The following is a 20398-nucleotide window of genomic DNA, read 5'->3' on the forward strand; positions in this document are numbered from 1 at the left end:
TGAACGGCGCAGAAGCCGCAGGGAGCACAGCCGATGACCATAAGGACGCGTACCGGATCCGCCCGTATCGTCCTTGTCTCATGGGGTCGCCATGTCGGCTCTTCTTTCGCTTCGCAGTCTCTCCTACGCGACCCCCGATGGGCGTGACCTCTTCGATGGCCTGACGCTCGCCTTCGGGCGTGAACGCACCGGCCTGATCGGCCGCAACGGCGTCGGCAAGTCGACCCTTCTGCAACTCCTGGCCGGCACGCTCGAGCCGAAGGCAGGGTCCGTGTCGCGCCATGGCTCGCTCGGCGCGCTTCGCCAGATCGTCCAGGTCGCACCGGACGAAACGGTGGCGGACGCGCTCGGCGTCGGCGCGCGGCTCGCCCGGCTGGCGCGGATTGCCGCCGGCCTCGGTGACCTGGACGAGGTCGCCGACGACGACTGGACCCTGGAGGCGCGGCTGACGGAGGCCCTGGCGCGCATGGATCTCACCGGCATCGGCTTCGACCGGCCGCTCGCCACCCTGAGCGGCGGCCAGCGGACCCGGCTGGCGCTGGCGGCTCTCGTCGTCGACCCACCGGATCTCGTCCTGCTCGACGAGCCGACCAACAATCTCGACCGCGACGGGCGCGACGCGGTGGCGCGTTTCCTGTCCGACTGGCGGGGCGGGGCCGTCGTCGTCAGCCACGATCGCGAACTGCTCAGGCGCATGGACCGGATCGTCGAACTCACCGGTCTCGGGGCGACCGTCTATGGCGGCAACTGGGACCTCTATGCCGACCGGAAGGCGCGCGAGATCGCGGCCGCCGAGCGCGATCTCGCGGTGGCCGAACGGGATGTGGGCGACGCCGCCCGCAAGGCTCAGGTCGCGGCCGAGCGCAAGGCGCGCAAGGATGCCGCGGGCAAGCGCTCACGCCCCAAGGCCGGCATGAGCAAATTGCTGCTGGACGCCCGCGAGGATCGTGCCGAGAAGACGCTGGGGCGCGGCAACAACCTGGCCGACCGGCAGCGGGCGGAAGCGGGCGAGGCGCTCGCGGCGGCGCGCGCCAAGGTCGAAATCGTCAAGACATTGGCCTTCTCGATCAGTGGCGCCCGGCTGCCCGCCGGCAAGACGGTGCTGGCTTTCGACCAGGTGACAGGCGGGCCGGTTGCCGGCGCGGCGATCATCAAGGATCTGTCCTTCGCCATTGTCGGCCCCGAACGGATCGCGGTCACCGGCCCGAACGGCAGCGGGAAATCGACATTGCTGCGGCTGGCGACCGGCGCGCTCGAGCCCTTCGGCGGATCCGTCAGCCGGGCGCGCCATGCGGTCATGCTGGACCAGCAAATGAGCCTGCTCGATCCCGAGGGGTCGATCCTGGACAATTTCCGCCGGCTCAATCCGGGTTGCAACGACAATGCCTGCCGTGCCGCCCTGGCGCGCTTTCTGTTCCGGGCCGATGCGGCGCTCAAGCGGGTCAAGGCGCTGAGCGGCGGCGAGATGCTGAGGGCCGGCCTTGCCTGCACGCTCGGCGGCGGCGCGCCGCCCGATCTCCTCATCCTGGACGAGCCGACCAATCACCTCGACATCGCCTCGATCACCGCGGTCGAGGCGGCGCTCTCCGGTTTCGACGGGGCCTTGCTGGTGGTCAGCCACGACGAGGATTTTCTGGAGTCCATCGGCGTGACCAGGCGGATTGTGCTGGGGCCGGCGGCGAGCTGATGGTCTTCCGTCGCAGTGGTTATGACTCTTGGCCGGATCGATTGGGCGACGTTGGTCTCAGTATTTTCGATAGCGCACGGCTGAATTCGTGGATGGCCGGGACAAGCCGGGCCAAGACGGTGAGAGTGCGGCGATAGTGGCTCGGCACCACGTGCCTATGCTCACGTCATTTCGTCTTGACCGGGCTTGTCCCGGGCATCCACGAATTCATTCCCTAGCGGCGCTCAAGCCATCACAATCACTGTGCAGCAACACTAATTCGACGCTTCGCGCAGGCCGGCGGCCTGGACGAGGGCCGTCCAGCGCTCGACATCGCGGCGGATCAGCGCCTCGGTTTCCGCGCGGCCGAGGCGCAGCACGCGGCCGCCGGTGCGTGCGAAGGTCGCCTCGACCTCGGGCAAGGCGAGCACGGCGGCAAGCTCGCGGCTGAGCCGCTCGATCACGTCGGGAGGCGTCGCGGCCGGCGCGAACAGGCCGAACCAGCTTTCCATGTCGAGCGCGGCGACGCCGGTCTCGGCGACGCTCGGTACGTCCGGGTGGAACGGCTGGCGGCCCGCCGACGACACGGCGAGCGCACGCACGGTGCCGGCCTGGACCTGCGCCATGGCGGTCGAGGAAATGTCGAAGAACAGATCGACCCGGCCGCCCATCAGGTCCTGATAGGCGGCCTGGGCGCCGCGATAGGGCACATGGGTCATCTTGACGCCGGCGAGGTGCTCCGTGACGGCGGCCGCGATATGCTGGCCGGAGCCGCGGCCGGCGGAGGCATAGGTCACCGTGCCCGGATTGGCCCTGGCGAAGGCGATGAGCGCGGGCAGGTCGACCTGGGCCAGGTCCTTGCGGGCGATCAGCGTGTAGGACCAGCTGACGGCAAGCCCGATCGGCACCAGATCCTTTTGCGGATCATAAGGCAGGTTCGGATAGAGCCCGGGATTGAGCGCGATGTTGGAGAGACCGCCGAGCAGCAAGGTGTAGCCGTCGGCCGGCGCCTGGGCCGCGGCCTGGGTGCCGACAATGGTGCCGGCGCCCTGCCGGTTCTCGACCACGACGGCCTGGCCGAGCCGGGGCGACAGCCGGTCGGCCAGCACCCGGGCGACCGTATCGAAGCCGCCGCCGGCCGGCTGCGGCACGATCAGCTTGATGGTTTGCCGGGGGTAGTCGTTGGCCATGGCGGGGGCTGCGGCGGCCAGCGCCCACATGGCCAGCATGACGTGTCCTGCGCGACGCATGGATGTCTCCTCGATAGCCCAATGGGAACGATCAATGTCGCTCCTCGTTTGGTTCCGTATATGAAACTGTTCTTGTCCATGAACCAAACACAGTCCGGCGATCGGGTCAACCGCGATGGCCGCCGAAACCGGCGGGCGGGCGGCCTCAGGCCGCGTGGCCGGCCTCGATGGCGCGGGTCAAAGCGGCGGATGTCGATTGCAAGTGCCGACGGAAGAGGCTGTCCTGGCTCTGCGGGAAGCGGGCGGTCGGAACCGCCAGATTGAGCGCGCCGAAGACCTGGCCGTGGCGCATCACGGCCGTGGCGATGCCGGTAATGCCCGGCGTGAACTCCTCGCGGGAATAGGCGAAACCCTCGCGCCCGGCGGCGGCGACTTCCTCGCGCAGCCGGTCCTTGGAGCGGATCGTGTTCGGGGTGATTTCGTCCAGGCGAACGCGCTCGAGATAGGCCGAGAGGTCTTCGGGCGTCATGGCCGCGAGCAGGATCTTGCCGCCGGAAATCGCATAGAGCGGCGCTCGCTCGCCCATCTTCATCGTGTAGGACAGCGCCTGCTGGCCGACCGCCGAGGCAATGGTCTCCATGGCGTCGCCGACCCGCAGATAGAAGGCCGAGGTCTCGTTCAGCGCACCGCTCAATTGGGTCAGCAGCGGCTGGACGACGGTCGCGAGCGGCGGCCCGGCGATCTGGGCCGCCAGTTGCCGGATGCGGTCGCCGAGCCGGTAGCGGGCGCTGTCCGGATCCTGGGCGAGATAGCCACGCGCCTGCAGGTTGTTCAACAGGTGGAACAGGCTGCTCCTGGGAATGGCGAGATTGGCCAGAAGCTTGGAGAAGGACGGCGGCTCCGGCGCGTCGGCGACATAGTCCAGGATGTCGAGCGCGCGGTCGACCGACTTGACAGTGGCATTGTCTTCAGGTTTCATAGTGAAAACCAGTTCATATTTATAAACTAATATTTCCGGCGCGGCTTGTCCAGAGGCCTGGTCACCCGGGAACCCGCTCAGGGAGAGCGACCGCCATGAATGCCGAACTCATCGATCGACTGGCCATTCGCGATCTCCTGGAGAACTGGGCGGTGTGGCGCGATGCCGGCGATTGGCAACGCTTCCAGACGGTCTGGCACGATGACGGCTGGATGTCAGCCACCTGGTTCCAGGGACCGGCCACCGAATTCATCCGGGTCAGCCGGGAGGGCTGGGACAAAGGTGTCAGCATTCTGCACTTCCTGGGCGGCACCAGCATCGACCTCGAGGGCGACCGGGCGATCGCCCAGACCAAGATGACCATTTCCCAGCGCGCCACCGTTCATGGCGTCGCCTGTGACGTCGTCTGCACCGGCCGCTTCTTCGATTTCCTGGAAAAGCGCGGCGACCGCTGGGGCATCGTGCTGCGCCAGCCGATCTATGAAAAGGACCGGCTCGACCCGGTCGATCCGGCGGCCCCGGTCGCCTTGCGCCAGGATGCCCTGCAGGCTCTGCCCGAGGGTTATCGCCATCTCGCCTATATCCAGGAAGAGATCGGCTATCGGGTGAAGCGCGACATGCCCGGCCTGAAGGGGCCGGAGGTCGAGGAACTCTATGCCCGCGGGCGAGGCTGGCTCAAGGGCGGCCCGGCGGCGAAAGCGACCGCCGCCTGAGGCCTGCCGAAAGCGACCCGGGCCGCGTCAGATGTGCAGCGCGTGGCCGAGCGTCTTCAGCGCCGCCTCCTGGAACCCTTCGCCCTGGGTCGGATGGGCGTGAATGGTGCCGGCGATGTCTTCGAGCCGCGCGCCCATTTCCAGTGCCAGGCCGAAGGCGGTGGCAAGCTCGGAAACGCCGTGGCCGACCGCCTGGATGCCGAGCACCAGATGATTGTCGGCGCGCGCCACCACGCGGACGAAGCCGGCTTCGCCGACCATGGTCATCGCCCGGGCATTGGCGGTGAAGGGAAACTGGCCGGTCTTGATCTCCAGTCCCGCCTGCCGCGCCTCGTCGGGGGAGAGGCCCGCCGTGACGATTTCCGGATCGGTGAAGCAGACCGCGGGAATGACGCGCTTGTCCCAGCTCCTGGGATTGCCGGCGACGATCTCGGCGACCATTTCGCCCTGGGCCATGGCGCGGTGCGCCAGCATCGGCTCGCCGGTGACGTCGCCAATGGCAAAGATGCCGCGCATCGATGTCCGGCACTTGTCGTCGATGCGCAGGAAGCGCCCGTCCATGTCGAGGCCGAGCTCGTCCAGGCCCCAGCCCTCGGTCACCGGCCGGCGGCCGACGGTGACCAGCACCTTGTCGGCTTCGATGCGGCGGTCTTCACCACCGGCGGTCTCGATCAGCAGGCTCTCGCCCTTGGGACCAAGCGCCTTGGCCCTGGCGCCGGTCAGCACCTCGACCTTGAGCTCGGCCAGCCGCTTGGCGACCGGACGGGTGAGCTCGGCGTCATATTGCGGCAGGATGCGTTGCTCCGCCTCGACTACCGTGACCGCGGTGCCGAACCTGGCGAAGGCCATGCCGAGCTCGAGCCCGATATAACCGGCGCCGACAACGGCGAGCCGCGCCGGCAGCCTGGTCAGGGCCAGCGCTTCGGTCGAGGAGATCACCGGGCCGCCGAAGGGCAGGAACGGCAGTTCGACCGGCGCCGAGCCGGTGGCGATGACGATGGTTTCGGCGCGGATCACCTGCAGGCCGGTCTCGGTCTCGACCTCCACCGTCTTGCCGTCGCGAAAACGGGCGCGGCCGCCGACGATCTTGACCCGGGCCTTTTTCAGCAAGCCGGCGACGCCGCTGTTCAGGCGCCCGACAATGCCGTCCTTCCAGCCGATGGTCCTGGCGAGATCGAGCACAGGCTTGCCGACGGTGATGCCGAGCGGGCTCGAACCGCCCGCCATATGGCTGGCCTTCTCGAACTCCTCGGCGGCGTGAATCAAGGCCTTTGAGGGAATGCAGCCGATATTCAGGCAGGTGCCGCCGAGCCGGCGCTGCTCGACGATCACGGTATCGACGCCGAGCTGGCCGGCGCGGATGGCGCAGACATAACCGCCGGGGCCGCCGCCGATGACCAGCAATTTGCAGGAAATCTCTTTCATCGGCTTCAGCCTTCCACGAAAATCATCGCCGGGGTTTCGAGCAGCGTCTTGATCCGCTGGACGAAGACGGCGGCGTCCCAGCCGTCGACCACGCGGTGGTCGAAGCTCGACGACAGGTTCATCATCTTGCGTGGGATGAAAGTGGCGCCGTCCCAGACCGGACGAACCATCATCTTGTTGACGCCGATAATGGCGACTTCCGGATAGTTGATGACCGGCGTGGTCACCACGCCGCCGAGCGCGCCGAGCGAGGTGATGGTGATGGTCGAGCCGGTCAGCTCGTCGCGTGTCGCCGTACCGGCTTTTGCCGCATCGGCCAGCCGGTTGACCTCCGCCGCGCAATCCCAGAGGTCCCGCGCCTCGGCGTGCTTGACCACCGGCACGACCAGGCCCGCGGGGGTCTGCGCCGCGATGCCGATATGGATGCCGCCATGCTGGTGGATGATGCCGGCCTCGTCGTCGAACAGGGCGTTGAGGCCCGGCTGGTCGGCGATCGCCTTGACCATGGCGCGCATCAGGAAGGGCAGCATGGTCAGCTTCGGCTGGTCCGCCCGCTTGCCCTTGTTGAGGGCGGCGCGCAGGTCCTCCAGCGCGCTGACATCGACCTCCTCGACATAGGTGATGTGCGGGATGCGCGATTTCGACAGCGCCATCTTTTCGGCGATACGCCGGCGCAGGCCGATGATCTTGATGTCCTCGACCGCGTGGTTCTCCTGCAGCCCGGCCGCACGCGCGGCCTGCGGACCGCGGGCGATGAAGGCATCGAGATCCTCGTGGCTGATCCGGCCGGCCGGCCCTGTGCCGCGCACCTGGCGCAGGTCGATGCCGGCCTCGCGGGCGCGCAGTCGGATCGCCGGCGAGGCGAGCGGCTTGTCGCCCTCGGCCCGCGGCGCGCCGAACGAGGCCTGGCGCGCCGGCGCCGGCACGGTGGCTCTTGCGGGGGCCGCCTCGGCGGCTGCTTTGGGCGGCGCGGCCGGCGGTTTGGCGGCGGGTTTCGTTTCGGCCTTGGCTTCGGCCTTGGCCGGGGCTTCGGCCTTTGCCGGCGTCTCGTCCGCCGGTGCTGTACCTTCGCCCTCGACCTTGAGCCGGATCAGGGCGGAGCCGACCGCGACGACGTCGCCGATCTCGGCGCCGAGCCAGGTGATTTCACCATCGACCGGCGAGGGGATCTCGACGGTCGCCTTGTCGGTCATGACGGCGGCGAGCAACGTGTCCTCGCGGACGAGATCGCCGACCTTGACGTGCCATTCGACCAGCTCGGCCTCCGCGACGCCTTCGCCGACATCGGGCAGCTTGATCACATGTTCGCCCATGATCAGGCCTCCATGGCTTCGACGAGGGCGCGGCCGAGCCTGGCCGGTCCGGGGAAATAGTCCCATTCCTGGGCGTGCGGATAAGGCGTGTCCCAGCCGGCGACCCGGATGATCGGCGCTTCCAGATGGTAGAAGCAGTTCTCCTGGACAAGCGCGGCGAGCTCGGCGCCGAAGCCCGAGGTCAGCGTCGCCTCGTGAATGACCACGCAGCGGCCGGTTTTCCTGACCGAGGTCACGATGGTGTCGAGGTCGAGCGGCAGCAAGGTCCTCAGATCGATGATCTCGGCGTCGATGCCGGTCTCGGCAACCGCGGCCTCGGCGACATAGACCATGGTGCCATAGGCGAGGATGGTGATGGCGGCGCCCTTGCGGCGGATCGCCGCCTTGCCGAGCGGCACGGTGTAATGGCCGTCCGGCACTTCGCCGAGCTCGTGTTTCGACCAGGGTGTGACCGGCCGGTCGTGATGACCGTCGAACGGGCCGTTATAGAGCCGCTTCGGCTCGAGGAAGATCACCGGGTCGGGGTCCTCGATCGCCGCGATCAGCAGGCCCTTGGCGTCATAGGGATTGGACGGCACCACCGTCTTCAGGCCGGAGACGTGGGTGAACAGGGCTTCCGGGCTCTGGCTGTGGGTCTGGCCGCCGAAAATGCCGCCGCCGGTCGGCATGCGCACCACCAGGGGGCAGGTGAACTCGCCATTGGAGCGATAGCGCAGGCGCGCGGCTTCCGAGACGATCTGGTCATAGGCCGGATACATGTAGTCGGCGAACTGAATTTCGACGCAGGGCCTGAGGCCATAGGTGGCCATGCCGACCGCTGTACCGACAATGCCGAGCTCGTTGATCGGCGCGTCGAAGCAGCGGCTCTTGCCGTATTTCTGCTGCAGCCCCTGGGTGCAGCGGAACACGCCGCCGAAATAGCCGACATCCTCGCCGAACACGACGACATTGTCGTCACGCTCCATGGACACGTCCATGGCGCCGCGAATGGCTTCGATCATGGTCATTCTGGGCATGGCGTCAGACCCCTGCCTGCTGGCGCTGGCGGCGCAGATGCGGCGGCATCTCGGCATAGACGCCCTCGAACATGTCGCGCGCCGAGGGCCGGCCGCCGGCATGCAGCGTGCCGTGGCGCTCGGCTTCCTTCTGCGCCGTGATCACCGTGTCGAGGATTTCCGCCTCGGCCTGCTTGTGGCGGTCCTCCGACCAGAGGCCGCGCAGGATCAGGTGGTTCTTCAGGCGGATCACCGGGTCGCCCAGCGGCCAGGCAGCGGATTCGGTTTTCGGCCGGTAGGCGGAAGGGTCGTCCGAGGTCGAATGGGCGCCGACCCGATAGGTGACATATTCGACCAGCGTCGGGCCGAGATTGCTGCGGGCGCGCTCGATCGCCCATTTGGCCACCGCATGAACGGCCAGGTAGTCATTGCCATCGACACGCAGCGCCGGCAGGCCGAAGCCGAGGCCGCGCGCTGCGAAAGTGCCGGAACCGCCGCGGGCAATGCCCTGGAAGGTCGAGATGGCCCACTGGTTGTTGACGATGTTGAGCACCACGGGCGCCCGATAGGTCGAGGCGAAGACCAGGGCCGCGTGGAAATCGGATTCGGCGGTCGAGCCGTCGCCGATCCAGCCGGCGGCGATCCTTGTGTCGTTCTTGATCGCCGAGGCCATGGCCCAGCCGACGGCCTGGACGAACTGCGTCGCCAGATTGCCCGAGATCGAGAAGAAGCCGTGTTCCTTCGACGAATACATGACCGGCAGTTGCCGGCCCTTCAGCGGATCGCTTTCGTTCGAATAGATCTGGTTCATCATCTCGACCATCGGATAGCCGCCCGCGATCAAGAGGCCGGCCTGCCGGTAGGTCGGGAAATTCATGTCGCCGGGCTGCAGCGCGCGGCGAAAGGCGCAGCTCACCGCCTCCTCGCCCATATGCTGCATGTAGAACGAGGTCTTGCCCTGGCGCTGGGCCATCTGCATGCGCGCATCGAAGGCGCGCAGCGTCATCATGTGCCTGAGCCCCTCGGCCAGCTCGTCGTCGCTGAGCGAGCCGGCCCAGGGGCCGACCGCCTCGCCGTCGCGGTTGAGCACGCGGATGATCGAATAGGCGAGATCGCGGATCGATTCGGGATTGGCGTCGATGTCGGGGCGCCGGACCGAACCCGCCTCCGGGATCCTCACATTGGAAAAGTCAGGCGTGCCGCCGGGGCGGACCTCCGGTTCGGGCACGTGAAACTGCAAGGGGGTAGTGTCGGTCATGTCGGTTCCCTCATCGGCCCCGCGGGGCGCGCCGCCGGGCAGGTGCCTCTGGCATCAAGATGGCCATCCAACTGTCGCAGAGGAAGGGCCGGCTTTCCGCATCGCGCCAGTGGCGGGCCCACAAGAGCGGATGAATTTTCAGGACGGCTCATGCGGGCGCACGATCGCGGCGCGCGGATGAGAAACGCCGGTGATCCCGCGCGATCATGGCCGGGACGGCGTTACGGCAGGCAGGGCCCGGCTGTCTTGCAGCTTCTTGGTTCATGAAAGGCGATCAACCCCAGATCGCAGAACGATATTTCATAACGCTTTGGCCGTCTTGTTCCGAAATGTCTAAAATCTGTTCCGCGGCAGAATTTCATTGCTAAGTTTGCCGTCGAAATCAGCGATACTTGCGACGGCCATGATTTCGGCCCCGCCTGATCATGAATCGGGCCTGGCGCGGGGCAGCGAGCACCGTCGCCGCCGGCCGGGAGCGGCCTATGCCGCGCCGCCGCCCCGGTCGCTGCCGAGGAAGGCGTGGCCACGCGGCGACAGGCGGTAGCCCGAGGCGAGGCTCTCGGTGAGGCCGAGCTCCTTCAGCTTGCGGATCTTGATCTTCAGCGCGGGTTTCTCGGTGCCGAGGCGGACGGCGATTTCGCCGGCGGTGATGCCGTCGCGGGCTGCGATCAGCGCCAGCGTCGTGCCGGTCCAGGGGCCGGTCCGGCTGCCTCGGTCGAGCGCATCGAGCTTGGCTCGAAGCGCGGCCCGCGCGCCCGGGTCGATCCGGTCGTCACCACGCAAGGCCTCGCGCGGGTCGTCGCCGGCACGGTGGAACGCTATCCGGTAAAGCATGCCGCCGCGGGACCGGCCGATATCGGCGAGAAGGGCGGTGACCGAGGCAAATCCGGCGGAGGCCGCGTCCGCCTCGGTCAGGTCGTCGGCCTCGACCGGTTCGAGCCGGTCGATGGCCAATATGCCGATGGCGGTGCGCAAGGTGCCGCCCGGCCGGACGGTGGGTTTCTGCCAGCGCCGGAAGGCCTGGCGGATCTCGCCGGTGGCGATCCGGTCGAGCACGGCCTGTTTGAACAGCATGCGCGGGCCCCCATCGTGAGCATGGCCGCCGGCGATCGTCAGGCGTCGCGCGGCAAGGCGGATGCATCATATTGTAGGGCGAATTCGGCGCTTGGCGGGATCGGCTTGATGACGTCGATGAGCACGCCGTTGGGGTCGGCGGTGATGAAATGGCGCTGGCCGAACGGCTCGTCGCATAGGGGCGTCAGGATCGGCAGGCCCGCCGCCATGATCTCGCGATAGACGGCGTCGGGATCGTCGACCTCGAAATTGAGGATCAGGCCGGAGACCTGGCCACGTGCCTGTTCGGGCACGGTGTGGTGGTTGCCGTCGAGAACCGCCAGGTTGTTGCTGCTGTCCTCGGCCGATTGCAGGTGGACGTACCAGTCGCTGGTGAACAGCGCCCGATAGCGGAAGTGCCTGACGTAGAAGGCGGCTGTGGCCGCCACGTCGCGGGTCATGATGACGGGATAGGAGCTGGTTGTTTTCACGGCTGGCCCTTTCCTCCGGAGAGACATACAGTCTGCATGTATCTTGGATTTAACATACAGGCTGAATGTATGCAACAATTGCAACAGCCCCGCTCCAACCGCGAGCGCAGCGAAACCACCCGCCATGCCCTGCTCTCGGCCGCCCGGGCGCTGTTTGTCGAAAAGGGTTATGCGGAGACGTCGACACCGCAGATCGCGGCGGCCGCCGGCACGACGCGCGGGGCGCTCTATCACCACTTCGAGGACAAGCGCGCGCTGTTCCGCGCTCTGCTCGAACAGGAGGCGGGCGCGGTCGCCGCGGAGATCGAGGCGGCGGCGCCCATGGGCCTGCCGGCGCGGGCCGCGCTGATCGCCGGCAGCAATGCCTATCTCGACGCCATGACGCTTGCCGGCCGGACCAGGCTGCTGCTGATCGAGGGGCCGGCCGTGCTCGGCAGCGCCGCCATGAACAGCCTGGACGAGGTCCACGCGGCCCGGACGCTGCGGGCGGGCCTGGAAGCGGCCATGAGCGCGGCGGCGAAGGCGGCGTTGCCGGTCGCGGCTCTGTCCGTGTTGCTCTCGGCCGCCTTCGATCGCGCCGCGCTCGCCATCGACGCCGGTGCCCACGCGGCCGACTTCAAGGTGGCTCTCACCGGCATGATCGAGCGGATCCTGGGCGAAACCGGTGGTGTCCGGTCATAGCGGGCAGCGTGTCGCGGCGGCGGTTGCGACGCCGCGCCGGATGGCGCGACGCCGGGATTGTTCAGTCCGCGGCCGGCCCGGGGCGCCGGCCGTCCCGGCGTCAGCGCCGTTCGACCGGTGCGCTGCGTTCGGCCCAGCGCGGCCGGCCGTCATGAGGATGCCAGCCGCGGGCCGGCTCGACATGACGCGGGCCGTAGTGCCCATGATGGCCGTGGTGGCGATGATGCCGATGGCGATCCGTTTCGCAGCCGGCCAGGACGGTGCCGAGAACCATCGCAACCGCCGCCAATTTCAATCCGTGCATGTCATGCTCCTGCAAATGTCGAGGCTGGCGACGCTGACGCCGTGACATTGCCCGGGCATTGCAGCCGGTTTCCATCAGGCCGCGCCAAGTCGTCGCAGCGCGGCCGCCGACCTGGGCGAAGGCCGGTGTGGCCGGTAGGAGCGCGCGAGCGGAGATCCCCGCCGACCTGACGCAGGGCCGCCTTGCGGCCGCTGCAATGTGCCTGCAATCCGGCAGGCGTGTCTGGGCGCGGGCCGCCGGAGCAGGTGCATCATGCGAATCATGCTGGTCGAAGACGAACGCGAGATGGCCAATGCGCTTCGTTCGGCCCTGGCGAAACACGACATGCTGGTCGACCACGTCATGACCATCGGCGACGCCGAGCTCGCGGCCGGAACCTTCCAGTATGATGCCATCCTGCTCGACCGGCAGTTGCCCGATGGCGACGGCCTGGCGCTGCTGCCGCGGCTGCGCGGGCGCGGCCTGAGCGTGCCGGTGATCGTGCTGACGGCCAAGGGCGACCTGGCCGAGCGGATCAACGGGCTGGATACCGGCGCCGACGACTATCTGGCCAAGCCCTTCGCGCTGGAGGAACTGCTGGCACGGCTGCGCGCCGTGCTGCGCCGCCCTTCGGGAATGGCGGCCGAAATGCTCAAGCTCGGCCAGCTCACCTTCGATTTCGGCAACCGGCAGGCTTTCGTCGCCGGCGAGCTCGTGCCGCTGCGCCGGCGCGAATTGCTGGTCCTGGAAGCGCTGGCGCGCCGCAAGGGCCGTACCGTGCTGCGCTCCGTGCTCGAAGAGGCCGTTTATAGTTTCGACGACGAGATCCAGTCGAATGCGCTGGATACCCATGTGTCGCGGCTGCGCAAGAAGCTCAGCGAGGCTGGTGCCGAGGTCGAGATCCATCCGATCCGCGGTGTCGGCTATCTGATGAAGCGGGCTTCATGAAAACGGCGGATTGCGTGAAAAAGCCGGCCCGCTCACTCAAGTGGCGGCTGGTCTGGCGGCTGATCGCCTTGCAGGCCGGCGTTCTCTTGATGCTGGTGGTCGGCCTCATGAGCCTGCTGCTGCACGCCGACATTTCCGGCAAGATGATGGAGGCGGGAGCCGCCGATATCGTCGCCGGCGCCGTCTCGCGCGATGCGGCGGGAGAGCTGACGCTCAACCCCTCGCCCGACCTCACCTGGCTCTACGGCGAGGCGCCGGATTTCTGGTTCGTGGTCGTCGACGACCGCGGGAAATCGCTGTCGCGCGGCAACATCCCGCCGGCTTTTCATCGCATGGCGGAGGACCTCGGCCGGTTCAGCTATGGCGAGATCCGCGGTGCGGTGGGCGACGAAAAGCACTCGGGTGTGATCCGGACGGTCGACAGCAAGGTCGGCCCGCTCAATGTGCTCGCCGGTGCCGGCCGCATGCTGAGCCTGCCTTTCGTCGTCTTCATCCTGTCGCAACTGCTGGTCCTGCCTTTGTTGGCGGTCCTGGCCCTGGTCACGCTCATCGCCATTCCGGTCATCGTCACGCGCGCCTTCGCCGGGATGAAGGAGATCGCCGCCGATGCCGAACGTATCGATATCGACGAGCGCGGCACCAGGCTGTCGGCGGAGAACGTGCCGGCGGAGGTCGTTCCGCTGGTCAATGCGGTGAACGAGGCGCTGAACCGGCTCGATATCGGCTACGGCAAGCACAAGCGCTTCCTGGCGGATGCGGCGCATGAACTGCGCACGCCGATCGCCATCCTGCAGACACGGCTGGAGGACCTGGCATCGGGGCCCGAGCAGGCGCGCCTGCTGGCGGATGTCGCGCGGCTGTCGCTGATGGCCGAGCAATTGCTCGACCTCCAAAGGCTCGATCAGCAGCCCAGGCAGATGTCGCCGGTCGATCTGGTGGCGCTCGGCCTCGGCGTCACCGCCGACCTCGCGCCGCTCGCCATCGCCGCGGGCTATCAACTGTCCTACGAGGCCGGCAAGGAACCGGTCCTGGTCTCGGGCGACCAGGCGTCGCTGCAGCGGGCGCTGATCAATCTCGTGCAGAACGCCATCGAGCATGCCGGCGGCCGGGGCACGATCACGGTCGTCGTCGAGCGAAGCGGCAGCATCGAGGTCCGTGACGAGGGGCCGGGCGTTCCGGCGCAGCACCGCGACCAGATCTTCGAGCCGTTCTACAGGGTGCAGGCGCGCGATCACGGCGCGGGGCTCGGACTGCATCTGGTGCGCGAGGTGGTGCAACGCCATCACGGCCATGTCGCGGTGATCGATCATGCGTCGGACGGTTCATGCTTCCGGATGACGCTGCCCCTGCTGCGGGTTTGATCCAGGCCCCATGCCCGCCGACGATCGCGAGCGGTCGCGTTGTCTCGACCCGCAGACGCTCGCCTCGCCGCGCGATGCCATCCGGCCCGGTGGAATGGACCATTGCCGCGATCCCGCGCATGACGGCCGGCCTCCCGCCGCAGAAGGCCCTAACCGGCCGCTCGGCCAGGACTATTCGCGCACATTCGAATTGTTCTATTTTATCAATAAAAACAATGGCTTGATGTCAATTTTCGGAGCCTCTATGGATACCCGGGTCAGGTGGGCGCGACACCGTGAGGTGTCTGGAGATGAGCGCGAAGGTGAGCGACGACATGCAGCGCGGCCGGGCCGGGGCGATCGCTCGTGGCATTGCCCTGTGGGGCGGTGCCGGAGCCGTCGTGCTGTTCAGCCACGTCGCCTTTGCCTGGATTCTCAGTGCCGGGGCCAGGCCGAAGCTTTCGGCCGGCGAGCCGCCGGCCGCGATCATGGTCGATCTCGCACCCTTGCCGGCCTCGGTCCTGCCGGCGGCCGATCCGAAAGCCCCCGACATCACCACCCACGAGGCGGCCTTCGGTCGGGCGTCCGATGTTTCGACGGTGGCCGTGGCCGGCCCGGCCATGGCGCAACCGCTCGAGCCGGCCACTCAGGCGATCCAGGCATCGGCCCCCGCCGCGCCGGCGGCGGCTCCGCTCGCGACGGCCGTGCCGCTGCCGGTGTCGCGGCCAAGGCCGCGGGCGGCGCCGGCGCGGACCGCCGATGCCGGCAAGCCCGAACATCTGCCCCGCCGCGCCGCGCCTGCCCCGGTCCGCGACGCGGTCAGCACGCCCGACCAGCCGACAGGCGCGGCGGCGACGCCGACATCGGGCATGGGGGCGGCCGCCGCCCATGTTCAATCGACCTGGAAGAGCCGGCTCTTGGCCCATCTCGACCGGCACAAGCGCTATCCGGCCCAAGCGAGAGGCGCCGAGGGTGTTTCGCTCTTGAGTTTCACGATGGATCGCCAGGGCGCGGTGCTCGGCTTCTTCATCGCGCGTTCCTCTGGTTCGGCGGCGCTCGACGCGGAGACGCTCGCGATGGTCCAGCGGGCCGCGCCCTTGCCGGCTGCTCCCGGTGAGATGCCGGGGAACCCGCTGCAATTCACTGTCCCCGTGCGGTTCAGTCTGCGATGAAGGGCCGTCTCATGACCGGAGGCTTTGGTGACCAGCCGTGAAATTCTGTGGCGCTGGCGCGGCCAGACCATTCCTCTGGGCCTTGACGAGGCTGGCGCGGGAGAGACCCTGCTGCTCCTGCCCGCCCTCAGCTCGATATCGACCCGCGGCGAGATGATCCCGCTCATGCGGGCCTTGGCGCCGCATTTCCGCGTGGTGACGGTCGACTGGCCCGGCTTCGGCGACCGGCCGCGGCCGCCGATCGATTGGACGCCCGATATCCTGTCGGCCTTTCTGGACTGGCTCGTGGCCGAAGTCGTGTCGGATCCCTTCGCGATCGTGGCGGCGGGACACGCCGCGGCCTATGCGCTGCATCATTTCGCCGCGAGGCCGGGCACCGCGACGCGGCTCGTTCTTGTCGCGCCGACCTGGCGCGGTCCGTTTCCGACCATGATGGGCGGCCAGCGGCCCTGGTTCGGCCGTGTCCGCGCCGCGCTCGACGCGCCGCTCGTCGGGCCGGCGCTCTATCGCCTGAACCTCAGCGGCCCGGTGATCCGCAAGATGGTCGTCGAACACGTCTACAGCGACGGGGCATGGCTGACGGCGGAGCGGCTGGCGGCCAAGCGCACCGTCAGCCGCCAGGCTGGAGCACGCCACTCATCCGCGCGTTTCGTCACCGGGGGTCTCGATCGCATCGGCGACCGCGGCAGCTTCATCGATCTGGCCCGCGGCACCGGCCTGCCGACATTGCTGGTCTACGGCGCGGAAACCCCGGCCAGATCCCGCGCCGAGATGGCGGCGCTCGCGACGGTCGCCGGAGTCGAGACGGTGCTGCTCGACCGTGGCAAGCTCGCGATCCACGAAGAATTCGCCGATGCGACGGCGCGCGCGATCCTGCCGTTCCTGGCAGCCCGCCCACGGCCCGGCGGCCCGCCGGTCCAGATGCCCGCCAGGGATGACCCATGAGCGACGGTTTCACCGCGCTTCGGCGTTCCGCGCGCGCCTGGCCCGGGCGGCCGGCGGCCGCGACGAGCCGGGATTTCTTCCTGCGCGCGATTTCGCTAGAACGCACCTTGTTCGATGCTGCTGACCGGGACGGACCCTGAGATGGATATTTTCGAGCGCCTGAAGGCAGCCGCGCCGGCGGAATGGTCGAGCTATGTCGATCACGATTTCGTCCGTCGGATGGGTGCGGGCACACTGCCGGCCGCGGCCTTCCAGGTCTATCTGGTGCAGGACTATCTGTTTCTGATCCAGTTCGCCCGTGCCTATGCGCTGGCGATCTATAAGGGCCGGACGCTTGCCGACATGCGGGCGGCGCAGCGGGGGCTGTCGGCCATTCTCGACGTCGAGATGGACCTGCATGTCCGGCTGTGCGGGCGGTGGGGCCTGACCCCCGACGCGATCGAGGCGGCGCCCGAACATCAGGCGACCATTGCCTATACCCGCTTCGTCCTGGATTGCGGCGTCTCAGGCGACCTGCTCGACCTGCATGTGGCGCTGGCGCCCTGCGTCATCGGTTATGCCGAAATCGGCCGCCGCCTGGCGCCCGATGGCGTGGCCGCGCTTGGCGATCATCCCTACCGGGACTGGATCGGCGAATATGCCGGAGAGGTCTATCAGGAGATCGCCCATGGCGCGCGCGCCCATCTCACCGGGCTTGCCGCGCGCGCCATGACCGAGCAGCGCTTCGCCGAGCTGGCCGGCATTTTCGCCAAGGCCTCGCGGCTCGAGGCGGATTTCTGGCAGATGGCCTTGAATGAAAGCCAGGCCTCGCCGGCCTGAGGCAGGTGGCCGGAAATCGGATATCGGCTCCAGCCGGCATGCGACGGCATCGAAGCAGCCGTGTCGCCGGGCCGGCGGTTTTTTCGCCGACGCGCCTGGTTCCGGCGAGGTCGCTGCCGATTCAATATGTTAGCCGCGGGGCGGCGACGGCCTCCCGGCAATCGGCCGCAATCTTCTTAGAATTTGTCTAAACTATTGAGATTGCGTGATATTTCGTTAGGGGCTAATCAGCCCCTGCGGCGGAGGCTGTTCGGGTCTCGGCCGGGTTGGCCGTCGCCGCATGGATTGCCTGTGCTATCTTCCACAGGGCACGCCCGCGGCGTTCCGGTGCATCTGCAACCTGAAGTCGGCACGATGGCGCGATCGCGAGAGCGAAAAAAAGGTGGCGGACGGGAGGAAACTGCTCCCTCGTTCGTCTTACCTCATGGAGGCCAGGACGGACCCGGCCCGATGGCAGGACGATGATGGCCTCGAACCAGCCCCATGTCCCGGAGAAAGCGGAACGCCGGTTCCGGCCGGCGAGCGGGACGCCGCTGGCCTCGACGCCCGGTCATGGCCCGCCCGCCGCATTTCGATTTCGACGCCTCCGGCCACAATCGCGCCGGATGATCACGCCCTCCGGGGCTTGAGCGACCCGCAAGCCAGTCTGTTCCTGACCTCCAGGCAGGCAGCCAGCGGCAAGCTCTCATTCAACAGACGAGTGAGAACAATGGTTGGCGAGTACCTGGCGCGGATGAACCGCGGGCCCTTGACGAGGAACCGGCGCGGCGGCCCGACGCTGCTGGTCGCGGCTTTGCTGGCGATCGCTCCGCCGAATGCCGGATGGGCGCAGGTCGCGCCGGCGCCAGCGGCCAGCGTGGGCGCTTCGCCGTCGCCGGCTACCGGCGCCGCTTCCAATGCGCCGGTGGCGCCGACGACCGCTCCGCCGGCCGCGACCGATGCGCTGCCGTCGCCGGCGTCGCTCGACACGGTGGCGGCGCCTCAGCCGGGGCCTTCGCCCACGCTGCCGGCGGCCGCGCAGCTGCCGCACGACCTGTCGCCCTGGGGCATGTTCATGGCGGCCGATATCGTCGTGAAAGCGGTCATGCTCGGCCTCGCCTTCGCGTCGCTGGTGACCTGGACGGTCTGGCTCGCCAAGGGCCTGGAGCTGTTCGGCGCCAAGCGCAAGGCGACGCGCGCGGTGCGCAAGCTCGCCGGGGCCGATGGCCTGGCCCAGGCGGCGCGCGCGGTCGATACCGGCTGGACCCGGCGAGGACCGGTCGCCGACCTCGTCCGCGCCGCCATGCGGGAGACGGTACGGTCATCCGAGCTTTCGGCCGACGGCATCAAGGAGCGGGTATCGATCGCGCTGTCGCGGATCGAGGCCAAGGCCGGACGCAACATGGCGAAGGGGACCGGCCTGCTCGCCACCATCGGCTCGACTGCGCCCTTCGTCGGCCTGTTCGGCACGGTCTGGGGCATCATGAACGCCTTTATCGGCATCTCCCAGTCGAAGACCACCAATCTGGCGGTCGTCGCCCCGGGCATCGCCGAGGCTCTGCTGGCGACCGCCATCGGCCTGGTCGCGGCGATCCCGGCGGTCATCATCTACAATGTCTTCGCCCGCTCGATCACCGGCTATCGTGCGCTGCTGTCGGATGCCTCGGCGGAGATCCTGCAGCACCTGTCGCGTGACCTGGCCCGCGACGAAGCCGAAGCGGCGCGGCTTCCCGCCGCCGCGTCTCCGGCCCGGCCCGGCTCCCTTCACGCGGCGGCGGAGTAACAGCATGGGCGTCAGTCTCAAGGATCCGCAGGAAGGCGACCTCGCCGAGGTCTCCGATATCAATGTCACGCCGTTCATCGACGTGATCCTGGTGCTGCTGATCATCTTCATGGTGGCGGCGCCGCTGTCCACCGTCGATGTCGCCGTCGACCTGCCGGTGTCGAATGCTCAGCCGCAGCCGCGGCCGGACAAGCCGGTCTTCCTGACCGTGAAGAACGATCTCGTCCTGGCGCTCGGCAATGACGACGTCCCGCGCGAGGCGCTGCAGGCGACGCTCGACCGGCAGACCCAGAACGATCGCGAACAGCGGATCTTCCTGCGCGCCGATGGCGCGGTCGCCTATCGCGAACTGATGAATGTCATGAACCTGCTGCGCCAGGCCGGCTATCTGAAGATCGCACTGGTCGGCCTCGAGGATACCGGTGCCGCTGCGGGGGCGGGGGCTGCTGCCGGCGCGCTGCCGGCGCCGGCCGCTCCGGCCGCGGGTGCGCCGCGGCCATGACCGAAATGGCGACCGATCGCGGCGGTGATACCGGGTCGCGTCCCTGGCTCAGGCTGGCCGGCTGGACCGGCGCGGCGGCGGCCGTCTGCGCGGTTCACGCCGGTGCGGTCTGGCTTGCCGTCAACTGGCAGCCGGCGGCGGCGGCGGCCGGCGAGCCGCCATCCGCCATCATGATCGAGCTGTCGCCGGTCTCGGTGGCGCCGGAAGCGCCGCCGCAGGACATGGCGCCCGGACCGCAGATGACCCAAGCGGAGCCGGCGCCGATACAGCCGGAGACCGAACCGGAGGTCGAGCGCACGCCGGTCGAGGATACGCCACCGCCACCGCCGCCGCCCGAACCGGAGATCCGGATCCCCGAATTGCCGCCCATGCCGGACGCGGCGGCGGTGCTCACGCCGCCGCCACCGCCGCCGAAACCGCAGGTCGAGCGGCCGCCACCGCCGCGACCGGTGCAGCGGGTCGAACGACCGCGTCCGGTCCGGCCGGATCGGGCGCGGGTGCGCCAGACCACCGCGCCGCCGACGGCGCAGACCCAACGTGCCGACACGGCGGCGGCGCCTTCCGCCGGCGCGGCCGCGGCCTCGGCCGCCTCGCAGGCCAATTGGCGCAGCAGCCTCATGGCCCATCTCAACCGCTTCAAACGCGCGCCGCCGGGGGCCACCAGCGGCGTCGTCCAGGTCGCCTTCACCATCGACCGGTCGGGCCGCGTGCTGTCGTCGCGGCTGGTGCGGGGCTCGGGCGACAGCGCTCTCGACAACGAGGCGGTGTCGATGATGCGTCGCGCCAGCCCGGTGCCGGCCCCGCCGGCCAGCGTCGCCGGTAGTTCGATCTCGTTCTCCGTTCCGGTCCGGTTCAACCGATGA

General features: G+C 68.5%; 21 protein-coding genes. 13 read left to right on the plus strand and 8 right to left on the minus strand.

Annotated features, from left to right (window positions below):
- The first annotated feature begins 91 nt into the window (after nt 1-91).
- A complete protein-coding gene (locus tag AC07WJ_RS06280; protein ID WP_494933649.1) occupies nt 92-1687 on the plus strand; it encodes an ABC-F family ATP-binding cassette domain-containing protein in 1596 nt (531 codons plus the stop codon).
- A 254-nt stretch (nt 1688-1941) separates the two neighbouring features.
- On the opposite strand, the gene AC07WJ_RS06285 is transcribed toward AC07WJ_RS06280, so the two are convergent.
- Both AC07WJ_RS06285 and AC07WJ_RS06290 read right to left on the minus strand, forming a co-directional pair.
- The gene (locus AC07WJ_RS06285) at nt 1942-2916 is read right to left on the minus strand and encodes a Bug family tripartite tricarboxylate transporter substrate binding protein (protein WP_494933650.1); all 975 of its coding nucleotides are present in this window, start codon (nt 2914-2916) and stop codon (nt 1942-1944) included.
- A gap of 145 nt (nt 2917-3061) precedes the next feature.
- Nucleotides 3062-3835, minus strand: coding sequence for an IclR family transcriptional regulator (locus AC07WJ_RS06290; protein WP_494933651.1), 774 nt, complete (start codon nt 3833-3835; stop codon nt 3062-3064).
- 95 nt (nt 3836-3930) lie between these two features.
- Between AC07WJ_RS06290 and AC07WJ_RS06295 the strand changes: the two genes are divergently transcribed.
- On the plus strand, nt 3931-4548 hold the full coding sequence (locus tag AC07WJ_RS06295) for a nuclear transport factor 2 family protein (RefSeq protein WP_494933652.1): 618 nt from the start codon (nt 3931-3933) through the stop codon (nt 4546-4548).
- A gap of 27 nt (nt 4549-4575) precedes the next feature.
- Here the strand turns inward: AC07WJ_RS06295 and lpdA are convergent, their stop codons facing one another.
- The 6 genes from lpdA to AC07WJ_RS06325 all read right to left on the minus strand — a co-directional run bounded on the left by lpdA (nt 4576) and on the right by AC07WJ_RS06325 (nt 11083).
- On the minus strand, nt 4576-5973 hold the full coding sequence (gene lpdA / locus AC07WJ_RS06300) for a dihydrolipoyl dehydrogenase (protein WP_494933653.1): 1398 nt from the start codon (nt 5971-5973) through the stop codon (nt 4576-4578).
- 5 nt (nt 5974-5978) lie between these two features.
- On the minus strand, nt 5979-7286 hold the full coding sequence (locus AC07WJ_RS06305; RefSeq protein ID WP_494933654.1) for a dihydrolipoamide acetyltransferase family protein: 1308 nt from the start codon (nt 7284-7286) through the stop codon (nt 5979-5981).
- Nucleotides 7287-7288: 2 nt separating this feature from the next.
- The gene (locus tag AC07WJ_RS06310) at nt 7289-8302 is read right to left on the minus strand and encodes an alpha-ketoacid dehydrogenase subunit beta (protein WP_494933655.1); all 1014 of its coding nucleotides are present in this window, start codon (nt 8300-8302) and stop codon (nt 7289-7291) included.
- Nucleotides 8303-8306: 4 nt separating this feature from the next.
- The gene (locus AC07WJ_RS06315) at nt 8307-9539 is read right to left on the minus strand and encodes a 3-methyl-2-oxobutanoate dehydrogenase (2-methylpropanoyl-transferring) subunit alpha (protein WP_494933656.1); all 1233 of its coding nucleotides are present in this window, start codon (nt 9537-9539) and stop codon (nt 8307-8309) included.
- 480 nt (nt 9540-10019) lie between these two features.
- Entirely contained in the window at nt 10020-10613 is a 594-nt protein-coding gene (locus AC07WJ_RS06320) for an ASCH domain-containing protein (protein ID WP_494933657.1), read from the minus strand.
- A gap of 38 nt (nt 10614-10651) precedes the next feature.
- Complete coding sequence (locus AC07WJ_RS06325) at nt 10652-11083, minus strand: VOC family protein (RefSeq protein WP_494933658.1); 432 nt, start codon at nt 11081-11083, stop codon at nt 10652-10654.
- 69 nt (nt 11084-11152) lie between these two features.
- Here AC07WJ_RS06325 and AC07WJ_RS06330 point away from each other — a divergent pair, with 69 nt between their 5' ends.
- The 11 genes from AC07WJ_RS06330 (at nt 11153) to AC07WJ_RS06380 (ending at nt 20398) form a co-directional block, all read left to right on the plus strand.
- Entirely contained in the window at nt 11153-11764 is a 612-nt protein-coding gene (locus AC07WJ_RS06330) for a TetR/AcrR family transcriptional regulator (protein ID WP_494933659.1), read from the plus strand.
- A 151-nt stretch (nt 11765-11915) separates the two neighbouring features.
- Entirely contained in the window at nt 11916-12113 is a 198-nt protein-coding gene (locus AC07WJ_RS06335; RefSeq protein ID WP_494933660.1) for a hypothetical protein, read from the plus strand.
- Nucleotides 12114-12320: 207 nt separating this feature from the next.
- Complete coding sequence (locus AC07WJ_RS06340) at nt 12321-12995, plus strand: response regulator transcription factor (protein ID WP_494933661.1); 675 nt, start codon at nt 12321-12323, stop codon at nt 12993-12995.
- Nucleotides 12992-14356: a sensor histidine kinase gene (locus tag AC07WJ_RS06345; protein WP_494933662.1), complete on the plus strand. Its 1365-nt coding sequence runs from the start codon at nt 12992-12994 to the stop codon at nt 14354-14356. Before AC07WJ_RS06340 ends, AC07WJ_RS06345 begins: the two co-directional genes overlap by 4 nt.
- Nucleotides 14357-14646: 290 nt before the next feature.
- Nucleotides 14647-15507: an energy transducer TonB family protein gene (locus AC07WJ_RS06350; RefSeq protein WP_494933663.1), complete on the plus strand. Its 861-nt coding sequence runs from the start codon at nt 14647-14649 to the stop codon at nt 15505-15507.
- 27 nt (nt 15508-15534) lie between these two features.
- A complete protein-coding gene (locus tag AC07WJ_RS06355; RefSeq protein WP_494933664.1) occupies nt 15535-16452 on the plus strand; it encodes an alpha/beta fold hydrolase in 918 nt (305 codons plus the stop codon).
- Complete coding sequence (locus tag AC07WJ_RS06360) at nt 16449-16592, plus strand: hypothetical protein (RefSeq protein WP_494933665.1); 144 nt, start codon at nt 16449-16451, stop codon at nt 16590-16592. The genes AC07WJ_RS06355 and AC07WJ_RS06360 overlap by 4 nt, the downstream gene beginning before the upstream one ends.
- A 1-nt stretch (nt 16593) precedes the next feature.
- Nucleotides 16594-17271: a thiaminase II gene (tenA, locus tag AC07WJ_RS06365; RefSeq protein WP_494933666.1), complete on the plus strand. Its 678-nt coding sequence runs from the start codon at nt 16594-16596 to the stop codon at nt 17269-17271.
- A 733-nt stretch (nt 17272-18004) separates the two neighbouring features.
- On the plus strand, nt 18005-19033 hold the full coding sequence (exbB, locus tag AC07WJ_RS06370) for a tonB-system energizer ExbB (protein WP_494933847.1): 1029 nt from the start codon (nt 18005-18007) through the stop codon (nt 19031-19033).
- A 4-nt stretch (nt 19034-19037) separates the two neighbouring features.
- On the plus strand, nt 19038-19535 hold the full coding sequence (gene exbD, locus AC07WJ_RS06375; RefSeq protein WP_494933667.1) for a TonB system transport protein ExbD: 498 nt from the start codon (nt 19038-19040) through the stop codon (nt 19533-19535).
- Nucleotides 19532-20398, plus strand: a complete 867-nt coding sequence (locus AC07WJ_RS06380) for an energy transducer TonB family protein (RefSeq protein ID WP_494933668.1) — start codon at nt 19532-19534, stop codon at nt 20396-20398. Before exbD ends, AC07WJ_RS06380 begins: the two co-directional genes overlap by 4 nt.

The sequence above is a fragment of the Phreatobacter sp. GW821-FHT04C01 genome (genome assembly GCF_059420385.1).

Excerpts from the sequence above, each read along its gene's own strand:
- AC07WJ_RS06280 (WP_494933649.1), top strand. The coding sequence starts at position 92 with ATGTCGGCTCTTCTTTCGCTTCGCAGTCTCTCCTACGCGACCCCCGAT.
- AC07WJ_RS06285 (WP_494933650.1), bottom strand. The coding sequence starts at position 2,916 with ATGCGTCGCGCAGGACACGTCATGCTGGCCATGTGGGCGCTGGCCGCC.
- AC07WJ_RS06290 (WP_494933651.1), bottom strand. The coding sequence starts at position 3,835 with ATGAAACCTGAAGACAATGCCACTGTCAAGTCGGTCGACCGCGCGCTC.
- AC07WJ_RS06295 (WP_494933652.1), top strand. The coding sequence starts at position 3,931 with ATGAATGCCGAACTCATCGATCGACTGGCCATTCGCGATCTCCTGGAG.
- lpdA (WP_494933653.1), bottom strand. The coding sequence starts at position 5,973 with ATGAAAGAGATTTCCTGCAAATTGCTGGTCATCGGCGGCGGCCCCGGC.
- AC07WJ_RS06305 (WP_494933654.1), bottom strand. The coding sequence starts at position 7,286 with ATGGGCGAACATGTGATCAAGCTGCCCGATGTCGGCGAAGGCGTCGCG.
- AC07WJ_RS06310 (WP_494933655.1), bottom strand. The coding sequence starts at position 8,302 with ATGCCCAGAATGACCATGATCGAAGCCATTCGCGGCGCCATGGACGTG.
- AC07WJ_RS06315 (WP_494933656.1), bottom strand. The coding sequence starts at position 9,539 with ATGACCGACACTACCCCCTTGCAGTTTCACGTGCCCGAACCGGAGGTC.
- AC07WJ_RS06320 (WP_494933657.1), bottom strand. The coding sequence starts at position 10,613 with ATGCTGTTCAAACAGGCCGTGCTCGACCGGATCGCCACCGGCGAGATC.
- AC07WJ_RS06330 (WP_494933659.1), top strand. The coding sequence starts at position 11,153 with ATGCAACAATTGCAACAGCCCCGCTCCAACCGCGAGCGCAGCGAAACC.
- AC07WJ_RS06335 (WP_494933660.1), top strand. The coding sequence starts at position 11,916 with ATGAGGATGCCAGCCGCGGGCCGGCTCGACATGACGCGGGCCGTAGTG.
- AC07WJ_RS06340 (WP_494933661.1), top strand. The coding sequence starts at position 12,321 with ATGCGAATCATGCTGGTCGAAGACGAACGCGAGATGGCCAATGCGCTT.
- AC07WJ_RS06345 (WP_494933662.1), top strand. The coding sequence starts at position 12,992 with ATGAAAACGGCGGATTGCGTGAAAAAGCCGGCCCGCTCACTCAAGTGG.
- AC07WJ_RS06350 (WP_494933663.1), top strand. The coding sequence starts at position 14,647 with ATGAGCGCGAAGGTGAGCGACGACATGCAGCGCGGCCGGGCCGGGGCG.
- AC07WJ_RS06360 (WP_494933665.1), top strand. The coding sequence starts at position 16,449 with ATGAGCGACGGTTTCACCGCGCTTCGGCGTTCCGCGCGCGCCTGGCCC.
- tenA (WP_494933666.1), top strand. The coding sequence starts at position 16,594 with ATGGATATTTTCGAGCGCCTGAAGGCAGCCGCGCCGGCGGAATGGTCG.
- exbB (WP_494933847.1), top strand. The coding sequence starts at position 18,005 with ATGAACCGCGGGCCCTTGACGAGGAACCGGCGCGGCGGCCCGACGCTG.
- exbD (WP_494933667.1), top strand. The coding sequence starts at position 19,038 with ATGGGCGTCAGTCTCAAGGATCCGCAGGAAGGCGACCTCGCCGAGGTC.
- AC07WJ_RS06380 (WP_494933668.1), top strand. The coding sequence starts at position 19,532 with ATGACCGAAATGGCGACCGATCGCGGCGGTGATACCGGGTCGCGTCCC.